A 12,582-nucleotide genomic window follows, 5' to 3' on the forward strand; every position below is an offset into this window, starting at 1 on the left:
CTTTCATTGGGTCATTAGTAAAAGAGGTGTTCCGATCGTTTTCGGAACACCTCTTTTCTTTTACCTTTCCGCACAAGACCAATGGCAGCGAAGCGCAATGCCCCAATGACGCCGAAGGCATAATGACAGCGAAGCCTACATCACCACACCCTCTATCGAATGCAAACCAATGCGGTTTCCTTCGGTATCCATAAAAACTGCCATGGTACCATACTCAGGGGCGATCAATGTTTTAGGGACTATCACCTGACCACCAGCAGATTCGATGCGATCGATAATAGCTTGGATATCCGGGTTGGCATTCAGGTAGATCAGCACGCCTTTGTCCGAAGGGCCGTGAAACTCGCTTGCTTCGCATAGTGCGCCGCCGATGCCGGTCATGGGGTCATTAATGGGAAACATCCTCATTTTGTAGCCGTCCATGTCCATTTTTGCCATTTCGATACCGAAGATAGCTTCATAAAATTTTTGTGCGCGGTCGATATCCGTAGCAGGGATCTCGAACCAGCTGATAGCGTTGTCAAATGTCATGATAATATTGATTGATCGGTTTCCCCGAAGTTAGAGATATCATCCGGTCTAAACAACAAATAAGCAGGTTATTATCACCATTCGTCGGTATTTTGTTATGCAACTATGCGAGGTGGTTATCTTTGTGTAAACAGGTAGTTATGAAACCACTAATAGTACTTTTTGTCGTTTTCGGGATCGCATGCGCCGTGACATTTTTCACGGTCGGTCATGTAGATCTGATGCTGAGCGGCCGCATCGCAATGGCTGTTATGCTGCAGTTTACAGCTATGGGGCACTTTAAATTTGCCGATGGTATGGCCATGATGTTGCCGCCTGTTATTCCATTTAAAAAACCAATGATATGGGCGACGGGAGTGATCGAGATAGCAGCCGCTGTCGGTCTGCTCACCAGCCTTTATCAAATGACTGGCAAGTTGCTGATCGTATTCTTTATCCTGCTCACCCCGGCAAATATCTATGCTGCAACAAAAAAGGTCAACCTGGAAAAAGCCAACTACGAGGGTGACGGGTTGAATTATCTTTGGTTCAGAATACCTTTACAAGTTTTGTTTATTTGGTGGGTTTGGTACTTCGCGATAGCCCCCTAACCCTTAACGGGGGGAACAACTTGCATACGTTTCCACGTTTTGTAAGCGTCCAGCATACAATGCCCACAGGGTCGATAGCCAAACGACAATGCTTCGTTCCCGTCTTTAAAGAACACCCTGTTGCTAACCTTCATTCGTTTACTCGATCGGCAATCCAGCCTGCCATAGATCATTAACTTGCTATTGCCACCAAACCTGATTTGACTGGTCAAGATTAATTTGGCTAAAGCACTTGTCCGGACAAAGTCTGTATCTCCCAAGCTAACGTGCTTAACCATTTACTTTAGCTGCTTCCCAACCGATCATGGCTGTTTTACGTTCAGGCCCCCAATGGTATTGACCAAATTCCCCGGTGGCTCGGATCACCCTGTGGCATGGGATCAAAAAGCAGACCGGATTACTGCCTATAGCACTACCTACCGCCCTTGATGCTTTTGGCGTTTGGATACTTTGGGCGATGCTGCCATAATCAGCCAACCCTCCCGACGGGATACGTAATAAGGCCTCCCAAACTTTGATCTGGAATGGTGTACCTTTTAGATGCAGTTTGATCTGATCGGGTTTGATATCTTCTGTGAAAATGCTCAAAGCATCTTGTTGAATATCGTCTGATGCCTCGCGATAATTAGCATTAGAAAATTGTTCCTGTAATTCTTTAAATGCCTGCTGTCTGTCATCCACAAAAGCCATATAACAAACACCTTTATCTGTCGACGCGATCAGTACTTCGCCAAATGGTGTATCGGCAAAGCTGTAATTGATCTGTAACGACTGACCGCCATTCTTGTACTCGGCAGGTGTCATACCCTCAATGTTCATGAACAGGTCGTGCAATCTACCGGTGCCCGATAAACCGGTATGATAGGCGGCATCGGCAAGGGTGGCGCGGTTCTCTTTTAGCATTTGGCGGGCATGCTCAATGCTGAGGTATTGTAAGAACTTCTTTGGGCTGATCCCCGCCCAATCGGTGAACATCCGCTGAAAATGGTAAGGACTTACATTCACCTTTTCGGCCACCTCGTCTAAGTTGGGTTGCGCTTTGAAGTTCTGTTTCAGATATGTGATCGCTTCGGCTATGCGTTGATAGTCTATGGCTTCTTGTGTTCCCATCGTTGTGTAAATTAATAAAACAAAATTACTGCGAAGCAAAAGCGATGAAACCCGAAACTTGCTATCTATTTTTGAGTATTTTTGGGAAATTCTCTGTCTACAATGGGTTATTCCAGCTTACAGTCCTGCATTACCGATCTCGAAAAAAATGGCCATCTGGTCCGCATTAAGCAAGAGGTGGACCCTCATTTAGAAATGGCGGCTATCCACCTGCGTGTTTACGAACATCAGGGACCGGCGATCTTGTTCGAGAACGTGAAGGGCAGTAAATTCCCGGCGGTATCCAACCTGTTCGGTACGCTGGATCGCTCCAAATTCATTTTCAGGGATACGCTGGATAAGATCAAAACACTGGTCGACATTAAGTCGGACCCGATGAAGGCGATCAAACAGCCTTTTAAATATCTGAACACCGGCTTGACGGCGTTCTCGGCCTTGCCGATGAAGGTGGGCAAGAACGCACCTATCAGCTTTGGCAAAACGCAGATCAGCGAGTTGCCGCAGATCGTTAACTGGCCTATGGATGGCGGTCCATTTGTGACCATGCCCCAGGTGTATAGCGAGGATATGGATAAGCCCGGCGTTATGAACGCTAACTTAGGCATGTACCGTATCCAATTAGCGGGTAACGAATATTTGCTGAACGACGAGATCGGTCTGCATTATCAGCTTCATCGTGGTATCGGCGTGCATCAAACCAAAGCCAATGCCAAGGGGCAACCCTTAAAGGTGAGCATATTCGTCGGCGGGCCACCATCGCACCCGGTCTCAGCTGTAATGCCGCTGCCCGAAGGCCTTTCAGAAATGACCTTTGCCGGGGCTTTAGGCAACCGCAGGTTCAGATATTTTTACGATGCCGAAGGTTTCTGCATCTCAGCTGATGCCGATTTTGTGATAACCGGCACGGTATATCCGCATCAAAATAAACCCGAAGGGCCTTTTGGTGATCACTTGGGTTACTATAGTTTAACGCACCCTTTCCCGTTGATGAAGGTGCACAACGTTTACCACAAAAAGGACGCGATATGGTCGTTCACCGTGGTTGGCCGGCCACCGCAGGAAGATACCAGCTTTGGCGCGCTGATCCATGAGATAACAGGTTCTGCCTTGCCACAGGAGATACCAGGCTTAAAAGCCGTTAACGCGGTTGACGAAGCAGGTGTGCATCCATTACTATTCGCTATCGGTAGCGAGCGTTACACACCATATATTAAAGAGCGCAAACCTCAGGAGATATTAACTATCGCCAATCACATCTTTGGTAAAAATCAACTAAGCTTAGCCAAATACCTGTTCATCGCCGCACAGGAGGATGACCCAAGTTTGGATATCCATAATATTGAAGGCTTTTTGAAACATATCCTGGAGCGTGTGGATCTTACCCGTGACCTGCACTTCCATACCCGTACCACCATTGATACGCTGGACTACAGCGGCAATGGATTGAACTCGGGCAGTAAAGTAGCAATCACTGTAGCAGGCGATATCAAACGTGAACTGTTCAGGCAGATGCCATCTAATTTCACCTTACCCAATATCTTCCCAGGATTTAAATTAGCCATGCCGGGTGTGTTGTCGATACAAGGTCCCAAATTTACCACCGAGGCTGATACCGAAAAGCAAATAGCCGTCCTGAACGATCATTTAAAAAACAAGGATCTGCAAGGTCTTCCATTGATCGTACTTTGTGATGACGCCTATTTCACTGCCGAAAATATCAGCAATTTGGTGTGGGTAGCTTTTACCCGCAGTAACCCATCGCACGATATCCATGGCATCAACAGCTTCACCGAGCATAAACACTGGGGCTGCAAAGGCCCAATGATCATTGATGCCCGTATCAAACCGCATCATGCGCCGGTATTGGAAAAGGACCCGGCGGCTGAGAAAAGAGTGGATGCACTGGGCGTTAAGGGTGGCCCGTTGGCGGGGATGATTTAAGTCAAAAGTCTCAAGTAGTTTTTTTACTTATGACTTTTGACTTCGAACTTAAGACTTATTGATGTATCATCACTAACAATTTCTCGGGCGTTTTATAGGTAGCCTGTTTGTATCGTAACGAGGCTACACCCACGCAAACCGTATCGGTCTTATTGCTTTTATCGGTGATCAATATTTTGGCCCGAACATCCGGTTCTTCATCTTCCATTCTTTCAAGCGTGTTCAACACAGCCATTACACTGTCGATAGCAGGCTTGCTGACTACGTTTAGTGTATAAGGTTTCGGAAAATATTTATCGAAACGGTCGCAAGCTATCCTGAACATGGTCGGCCTATCCAGTTCGGTGTATTTTATGGTGATGGATGAAACATCCTCACCCGGTGATTTAACTTTAGTTTGGCAAGCTCCAAGGGCTACTATAGCCAACAATAAAATAGAGATCCTTTTCATATAGATATTTTCTTCCTGATCACCGGTCAACCGTTCACTGATCACTATTACTTCAACTCATCCAATACTCTGAACAATTTTTGCCTCATCCCGCTGGTCGAACCGCTGTAATTATTTACAATGATAGCAAAACTCAATTCCCGTCCGCCTTTGGTTTGATAACCTGCGTAGGACAGGCCATCGTTAATGGTCCCGCTTTTCATCTTCATACCGTTATAGGTGGGTAAGCTCTCGAAATAATCGCCAAACCAAGATTCCGTTTTAACGGTCTTTAAAATACGGGCAAGGGTTTGCGTGGTGACCCGATCACCGGGGGATAGGCCGCTGCCGTCAACAATATTTAAGGCATTAGGGTCGATGCCTTTGTCCTTCCAAAAGTCTTTCAAAACGCTTACGCCGTTGGCGGTAGTTACGGGTTTACCCGCTTTCCAGGCAATGGTCTTGATCAGCTGCTCTGCATACAGGTTAACGCTTTTTTGGTTGAGCCAATAAATGATCTTGCTCAGGGTAGGCGATGTAATAGTAGCCAAAGGCTGCGCGATCACCGGCGTCGACTGTCCTTTTTCGGCTAAGCCCGAGGCTGATTCAACGTTCCCCGAAACCGTAATACCCAAACGTTTCAACGTATCCGCCAAACGAAATGCTGCATCGTAAGCCGCATCAGGTAGAGCTAATGATATGCTCTTCTTTGACTGATCAGTGGCGTAAGTGCCACGTAAGTAAAATGTCTGACTACCGACAGGCAAAAAGCCATAAGCCTTATCGCCGGTACCTGCAGGTGCATTGGCCAATTCGCTTTTAAATTGATAATATGGCATAGCGGGAACAGTACTGTTCACACCGATCAAACTGCCCGATGGGCCCGTCCGCAACTTCACGTCGAACTGATTTTCCCGCCAGGATAGGCCCGATGTACCTGCGCCGTAATAGTTGCCGATATCTTGCCATATCCAACCTTCGGGGATACTTTGCGTACCGAATATCGAGGCATCGCCAATAACTCTTCCGCTGATCTTTTTGATACCTGCTTTTTGTATGGCTGATGCCATTGTAGCCAAAACATTGCGTTCTTTGGTCGTTTCCCAACGCCAACTGCCTAAGGTCGGGTCGCCACCACCTTTGATAATGATATCGCCGTTGAGGATGCCATCTGCACTGATCGTTCCCGAATAACCTATCTGGGTTTGATATTGAAAATCCTTACCCAGCAAATAGAAAGCCGTGGCCGAGGTCAATGTTTTTAATGTCGACGCTGTGGCTAAGCCCATATCGGGGTTAGCGGCAAATACTAATTCTCCGGTCTTTGCGTCCATAACCGTTAGCGATACCGAAGCATAGCGGCATTGGCTATCTTGCTGCAATCTGTCAAAAGCGGTCTTCAGCTTTTGTTGCAGATCTTGGGCAGATGCGCTTATTGTTATAAAAAGAGAACCAAGTAATAATAGCTTATTCAGCTTCATCGGCAATGTTACGTTTAGCAAAATAATAGATAGGTACACCTATCAAAACGATAATGAAGCCCGGCCAGGTATATTCGGGTTTGTATTTTAATAACAGACCGCAAAAGGTAAGGCCCATAATAATGTAGATGGCCGGCAATACCGGGTAACCGAAGGCTTTGTAAGGTCGCTCCGCATCAGGGCGTTTAACGCGTAAGATGTAAATGCCGACGATGGTCAACACGTAGAATATCACCACCACAAAAGATATCATGTCCAGCAGGTCGCCGTATTTGCCGCTCAGGCATAGGATAGACGCAACGACGCATTGTATCCACAGGCCAAATTCAGGCACGGCATTCTTGTTCAGGTCGGCGGTCTTTTTAAAGAACAGACCATCCTTAGCCATGGTATAATAAACACGTGCGCCCGAAAGGATCAAACCATTATTACAACCAAAGGTCGACACCATGATCATCAAGGCGATGATCACCGTACCCACGTTGCCAAATATTACCGTCGAGGCTGCTACCGCAACGCGGTCCTTCTCTGCTGTGGCAATATCGTGTAATGGCAGTACGGCAGTGTACATAAAGTTGGCCGATACGTAGATGATGGTCACGATCATCGTACCTAAAAACAAACTTAAGCCAATGTTGCGTTGCGGGTTGCGCATCTCACCAGCTATAAAGGTCACGTTATTCCAGGCATCACTGCTGAATATAGAGCCTACCATAGATGCCGCTATCGCACCTAAAGCCGCCGCCATGGTCAGTTGGGTAACGGTACCGTCTTTAGCTAAACTGTGTATGTCCCAGGCGTTGGTCCAGTTGGCTTGCCAAACGTCGGGCTTCATCATAATAAAACCGAAAGCAATCAAGCCAAATAAACTTACCAGTTTGGTCAGCGTGAAAGTGGTTTGAATGATCTTGCCGCCTTTTACACCTTTTGTATTGATGTAGGTAAGTACAATGATCAATGCGATAGAAACCAGCTGCGCGGCATTAAGCTTAAAATTATAGCCACCGATCATGGTGCTGAATAAAATGTTGTCTTCGCTTACAGGGTGATATAAATAAGCCAAAAACTTAGAGAATGCCACCCCCACGGCTGCAATAGTGCCCGTCTGTATCACCGCGAAGAAACTCCAACCATATAAAAAAGCGATCAGTTTGTTGTACGATTCTTTTAGGTAAACATACTGCCCGCCTGCTTTGGGGAACATCGCGCTTAGTTCACCGTAGCTTACGGCGGCGGTCAGGGTCATAAATCCGGTGATCACCCACACGGCTATTAACCAGCCCGATGAGCCTACGTTGCGGATGATATCGGCACTGACGATGAATATACCCGAACCGATCATGGATCCGGCCACGAGCATGGTACCATCTAACAAGCCAAGCGATGCCTTAAGCTTTGGCGCTTCTTCTTTTTGTTGCATTTACTAAGTTTGGTTTAATGCTCTAAGCTATCTAAAATTTCTATAAATGCAGAGCCTGTGGCTGTAAAATTAAATTTGGTTATTTGCTTGTAACACCTAAATTTACATTTATCGCCTGTCCTTTGGCGAACCAACCAATTTTATAAACACTAATTATTAACTATGGATCTTTTGAACGAGTACCTTATTTATCTTATTCCTGTTTTTGGGCTGATAGGTATCCTTGTGATGGCGGTAAAATCGGCCTGGGTTACCAAACAGCCTACCGGCGATGCTAACATGAACCAGTTAGCGGGATACATTGCAGATGGGGCAATGGCTTTCTTGCGTGCGGAGTGGAAGATCCTGAGCTACTTTGTGGTAGTTGCAGGCTTGTTATTGGCTTACTCGGGCACTACGGTGACCAATTCGAGCCCGCTTATTGGCGTTTCTTTCCTGATCGGTGCTTTCCTTTCGGCCTTTGCGGGTTATTTGGGTATGCGCATCGCTACAAAATCAAACATACGCACTACGCAAGCAGCGCGTACCAGTTTAGCGCAGGCACTAAAAGTTTCGTTTACGGGTGGTACCGTGATGGGCCTTGGCGTTGCCGGCTTAGCGATCATTGGCCTGGGTTCTCTGTTCATTGTTTTTTATACGATGTATGTAAAGAGCGTAGGCGGCGATGTTAATGGCGACCAAATGGCTAAAGCTTTAGACGTTTTAGCGGGTTTCTCTTTAGGTGCTGAGTCTATCGCGCTATTTGCCCGCGTAGGCGGCGGTATCTACACCAAAGCGGCCGACGTAGGTGCTGACCTTGTTGGTAAGGTTGAAGCAGGTATCCCCGAAGATGACGTGCGTAACCCTGCCACCATTGCCGATAACGTAGGCGATAACGTAGGCGACGTAGCCGGTATGGGTGCCGACCTTTTCGGTTCTTATGTGGCTACCATGTTAGCTACGATGGTATTAGGTCGCGAGATCGTTTCTAATGATAAATTTGGCGGCATTGCCCCGGTGTTGTTGCCGATGGTGATCGCCGGATTGGGTTTGATATTTTCTATCGTTGGTGCAGCCTTGGTGAAGATCAAGAACGAGGATGACAGCGTACAAAAAGCGCTAAATATCGGTAATTGGTCATCCATTGTATTCACCGCTATCGCCACTTATTTTGTAGTGAACTGGATGCTGCCCGACGGACCATTACACCTGACCCGTGATCTGATCCCGGGAACTGCTACCTTAAAAGACGGCGTTGCCGAATACACCAAGTCAGGTGTTTACGCCGCGATCATCGTGGGCCTTGTTGTAGGTACATTGATGTCTATCATCACTGAATACTACACCGCCATGGGTAAACGCCCGGTGTTGAGCATTATACGCCAATCATCAACAGGTCACGCCACTAACATCATCGGCGGTTTAGCCGTGGGTATGGAATCGACCGTATTGCCGATCATCGTGTTGGCAGCGGGTATCTACGGTTCTTATCACTTTGCAGGCCTTTATGGTGTATCTATCGCTGCCGCAGGTATGATGGCGACCACCGCTATGCAATTAGCTATTGATGCTTTTGGCCCGATCGCTGATAACGCCGGTGGTATTGCCGAGATGAGCCAATTGCCTGAGGAAGTGCGTCACCGTACCGACAACCTGGATGCTGTGGGTAACACTACAGCCGCTACAGGTAAAGGCTTCGCGATCGCTTCTGCAGCGTTGACCTCTTTAGCTTTATTTGCTGCCTTTGTGGGCGTAGCCGGTATCGAGCATATCGATATTTATAAAGCCGACGTGTTAGCCGGTCTGTTCATTGGTGGTATGATACCTTTTATCTTCTCGGCGCTTTGTATCTCGGCCGTTGGTCGCGCCGCGATGGCGATGGTAGAAGAAGTTCGTCGTCAGTTCCGCGAGATACCGGGCATTATGGAGTACAAAGCTAAGCCTGAGTACGAAAAATGCGTGGCTATATCTACCCAAGCTTCTATCCGCGAGATGGTGGCCCCGGGTCTGATCGCGCTGATCACCCCGATCATTATCGGTTTCGCATTCGGTCCCGAGGTATTGGGCGGTCTGTTGGCCGGTGTTACCGTATCGGGCGTGTTGATGGGTATATTCCAAAGCAACGCCGGTGGTGCCTGGGATAACGCTAAAAAATCTTTCGAGAAAGGTTGCGAGATCAACGGCGAGATCTACTACAAAAAATCTGAACCGCATAAAGCATCTGTTACCGGTGATACCGTAGGTGATCCTTTCAAAGATACCTCAGGTCCGTCTATGAATATTTTGATCAAGTTGATGTCTATCGTTTCGTTAGTTATCGCGCCGCATTTGAATCACTCTTTAGTAAATAACAGTGCACGTTTGCAACAGGAAATGAATAAGAAACCTGTTGTTACGCAGGTCATAAAGGTAGATAAAAAGGCGTTGTAAAGATAAAAACCATGTCAGTCTGAGCTTGTCGAAGACTTGTGCGTGAGGACCTGCAACTGTGGTTCGACGGGCTCACCACGACAACCATAATTTAAAATGAAGGGATGTTTTTCAGCATCCCTTCATTTTTTATCTGAACCGTAATTTGTAGAATAAACGAATTTGGTCGTGCTCATTTCATAAAGTCCTGTTCAGGCGAAATGCAGACTCCATAACACATTGATTTACAGAGCACACTCAAGTGTATATGGTGTATATGGGTGTATACACTCGACCGTATACACCTACATCCTTACAACTTATCCAACCTAAAGTATCCTAAATGCACCTCATCCTCAGGCAGGTCAGCCTGCGGTGTGATCAAAATGTGGTATTTCTCTTTTTGCTCGGCGGTAAGCATGTCTTCGATGTTGTAAATATCATCCACGTCTATACCATATTTATCATCGATGTGAGCATTAGCGCCTTTCATCCCTTTGATGGTGTTGGTCTTAAAAAAGACCGAACGCTTAGCCTCTTGGATCGCTTGTCCCCTATCAGCTTGCACCGTCAGCACCACGTAATGCTGCTCCTCTAATTTACCTTCCTGGTAACCGCCCAAATTGACGAAGAACAGCTTCTCCGGCGGCAATACTGGCACATCCTCTTTCAAGATCACCCTTACCGAATAGCCATCAACGCTTGTCACTTCGCGCCACCCGTCTATATGCAGGTTTGCGCTGGTACCACGCCAAAATCTTTTCAGGGCCGGTACCATATCTTTCAGATCTGCGGCGATGCCGAAAAAGTAATCGTGTTGTTCAACATGCCTGCCCGGTGCTTTGGAGCCTAAAAGCAGCATATAGAGTTTAAGATGAAGTATATTTTGCTGATCAGTCATCATTTAATATCGTTTTGATTATCGCATCCGATGCTGTGTCGCAAAAATCAAGCCCGGAGTAATCCGGATTGAAACCACCGATGTAGGGTACAGCCATCATATAAATACGTGGGTTATAGGCACCATAACTATCCAGCACCTGAAAGTTATCATTGATGGCAATACCGGGTACGTTCAAATAATAATTACCATCGCTGCCTTGCTGTACATCTTCATTGCCACCGTCTTGTTGTTCCTTGCCGATGGAGTTGCTTTTGAATCGTACCCGAGCCGGACTTATCGACCTACCATCCAAAAGACCTTTAAAGGGAACATCTGTATATGACATGTGTGGCTGGCCGACACAATCAACATACGTTTGATAGTGCTTGATCTGCTGTTTACCATCATCATCGGTATAATGATAAAGTGCACCTCCGGCTTCATTAGGTTCAACAAAGCTGTCATCCCCAACGGAAACCATTTCAAGTAAACCCGCCTTGTGCAGCGCCAGCAGCTGCTCGCACGAACTTTGAGGAACAAAAGCGATCACTATAGAGATGAGCGGCATAAGTGTTTTTTTAAGTCGCTGCATATCCTCCGCAGGCAAATATTTGGCAGGATAATTTAAACTATAACTTAAGATGGCCAACATTTCCTTCCAGTAAACAGATTCTCTACGCTGGATCGACTTCTCTGCCTCCATATATTCAGCTTCAAAAAGGTTGAACGGGTCTACTTGTTCCCTTACTTCCATCATTTCGGTCACAAACTCTTCCATATTCATACCGCGGATACGTTCGTAAAACTCAGGGTCATTTTTACGGATGCCGGCTTTAAAGTTTTCTTCAAAAAGATGATCGAGCGACAGCAAGCCTCCATGCTCTGAGCTATAGTTTTGCATATCCTCTTTGGTCAACGTATCATCGGCAGATAGATGAGGATCTTTTAAATGGAACCTGACAGCTGGCAGCAGACCGCTGCGCGCATGCATAACCATTTTAAAATTAGCGCTATCGGGATCGATCTGGTAAGACAGTTTACCATCAGCGCTTTCAATAAACTTTCCGTTTGAACGCGCAAATGTCCTTACAGCATCAATTGCAGTAAGCGACGCACCCCTAATTGCTACCGGATGATCTAATTTCATTGCCAGTTTACTTGGCGGATAAGGCGAATCAAAGTATCCCGATATTTTGCCCTCATGCTTTTTAGCCCAGGTGTGGCCAATGCAAACTACTACTTTATCAAAAGGGATTTGTTCGCCATTATTTATTTCGACTATCGTAGTGGACCTATCCGGTTTATCGACAATATCGGTAACCTCGCTTTCGTAACTGATAAGATACTCCAACCCTGCCCTATCGGCTCGCTCACATAGCAGACGGAACTGCTCTGTAAGGTAATGTCCGAACAGTAATCGGGGCAGCACTTTATAGTCGTTATATTTTTGTAGGGTGATATCGAATTGATCAAGCACATTTTTTGGTGCGGTCTCTATCCATTGTTCCACAGAGGTGATCAGCTCCGGTATCTCATTGCCGGATACATTTGTAATATGTTCGGGATTAGCACCGATCTTACTATAAGGCATACCCGAGCCTAACTGTTTACCTTTCTCGAAAATGGTGACGGCTATATCCGTCTGACCACTTTCCAACAGTTTTTTGAACATGAAGAGGGCACTCGGCCCTCCGCCTAATAAAGCAATGCGTAGTTTTTGTTCCAATTTATTCAGGTCGATCAATTATTCTCGATAGCTATAATTAATAATAAGCTTAAATTGTTTCACTACTAATTAAATATCGGGT

The 12,582-nt window shown here is 46.4% G+C and carries 11 protein-coding genes; 3 read left to right on the forward strand and 8 right to left on the reverse strand.

Translation table 11 applies throughout. From position 1 onward, the window contains the following. Positions 1–135: 135 nt before the first annotated feature. Positions 136–531 (reverse strand): VOC family protein, encoded by a 396-nt coding sequence (locus IRJ16_RS11670; protein ID WP_194111760.1) that lies wholly within the window; start codon positions 529–531, stop codon positions 136–138. A 140-nt stretch (positions 532–671) separates the two neighbouring features. On the opposite strand from IRJ16_RS11670, the gene IRJ16_RS11675 reads away from it, so the two are divergent. Further along, a complete protein-coding gene (locus IRJ16_RS11675) occupies positions 672–1,121 on the forward strand; it encodes a DoxX family protein (protein WP_194111761.1) in 450 nt (149 codons plus the stop codon). Here the strand turns inward: IRJ16_RS11675 and IRJ16_RS11680 are convergent. Both IRJ16_RS11680 and IRJ16_RS11685 read right to left on the reverse strand, forming a co-directional pair. Next, positions 1,118–1,399, reverse strand: coding sequence for an Ada metal-binding domain-containing protein (locus IRJ16_RS11680; RefSeq protein WP_194111762.1), 282 nt, complete (start codon positions 1,397–1,399; stop codon positions 1,118–1,120). The genes IRJ16_RS11675 and IRJ16_RS11680 overlap by 4 nt on opposite strands. Next, on the reverse strand, positions 1,392–2,231 hold the full coding sequence (locus tag IRJ16_RS11685; protein WP_194111763.1) for a bifunctional helix-turn-helix domain-containing protein/methylated-DNA--[protein]-cysteine S-methyltransferase: 840 nt from the start codon (positions 2,229–2,231) through the stop codon (positions 1,392–1,394). Before IRJ16_RS11685 ends, IRJ16_RS11680 begins: the two co-directional genes overlap by 8 nt. Before the next feature lie 102 nt (positions 2,232–2,333). On the opposite strand from IRJ16_RS11685, the gene IRJ16_RS11690 reads away from it, so the two are divergent. Beyond that, the gene (locus tag IRJ16_RS11690) at positions 2,334–4,172 is read left to right on the forward strand and encodes a UbiD family decarboxylase (RefSeq protein ID WP_194111764.1); all 1,839 of its coding nucleotides are present in this window, start codon (positions 2,334–2,336) and stop codon (positions 4,170–4,172) included. Positions 4,173–4,227: 55 nt separating this feature from the next. On the opposite strand, the gene IRJ16_RS11695 is transcribed toward IRJ16_RS11690, so the two are convergent. The 3 genes from IRJ16_RS11695 to IRJ16_RS11705 are packed head-to-tail and all read right to left on the reverse strand — an operon-like array spanning position 4,228 to position 7,503. Beyond that, the gene (locus IRJ16_RS11695) at positions 4,228–4,623 is read right to left on the reverse strand and encodes a hypothetical protein (protein WP_194111765.1); all 396 of its coding nucleotides are present in this window, start codon (positions 4,621–4,623) and stop codon (positions 4,228–4,230) included. A 47-nt stretch (positions 4,624–4,670) separates the two neighbouring features. Next, on the reverse strand, positions 4,671–6,083 hold the full coding sequence (gene dacB / locus IRJ16_RS11700) for a D-alanyl-D-alanine carboxypeptidase/D-alanyl-D-alanine endopeptidase (RefSeq protein ID WP_194111766.1): 1,413 nt from the start codon (positions 6,081–6,083) through the stop codon (positions 4,671–4,673). Further along, on the reverse strand, positions 6,070–7,503 hold the full coding sequence (locus IRJ16_RS11705; RefSeq protein ID WP_194111767.1) for an APC family permease: 1,434 nt from the start codon (positions 7,501–7,503) through the stop codon (positions 6,070–6,072). The genes dacB and IRJ16_RS11705 overlap by 14 nt, the downstream gene beginning before the upstream one ends. Positions 7,504–7,665: 162 nt before the next feature. Between IRJ16_RS11705 and IRJ16_RS11710 the strand changes: the two genes are divergently transcribed. Then, positions 7,666–9,912: a sodium-translocating pyrophosphatase gene (locus tag IRJ16_RS11710; protein ID WP_194111768.1), complete on the forward strand. Its 2,247-nt coding sequence runs from the start codon at positions 7,666–7,668 to the stop codon at positions 9,910–9,912. Between the two features lie 292 nt (positions 9,913–10,204). Here the strand turns inward: IRJ16_RS11710 and IRJ16_RS11715 are convergent, their stop codons facing one another. Both IRJ16_RS11715 and IRJ16_RS11720 read right to left on the reverse strand, forming a co-directional pair. Continuing rightward, positions 10,205–10,753: a DUF1543 domain-containing protein gene (locus IRJ16_RS11715; RefSeq protein ID WP_228080074.1), complete on the reverse strand. Its 549-nt coding sequence runs from the start codon at positions 10,751–10,753 to the stop codon at positions 10,205–10,207. Positions 10,754–10,784: 31 nt separating this feature from the next. Beyond that, entirely contained in the window at positions 10,785–12,518 is a 1,734-nt protein-coding gene (locus tag IRJ16_RS11720; RefSeq protein ID WP_228080076.1) for an FAD/NAD(P)-binding protein, read from the reverse strand. Positions 12,519–12,582: the final 64 nt, after the last annotated feature.

This window comes from Mucilaginibacter myungsuensis, from assembly GCF_015222005.1.
Lineage (GTDB): Bacteria > Bacteroidota > Bacteroidia > Sphingobacteriales > Sphingobacteriaceae > Mucilaginibacter > Mucilaginibacter myungsuensis.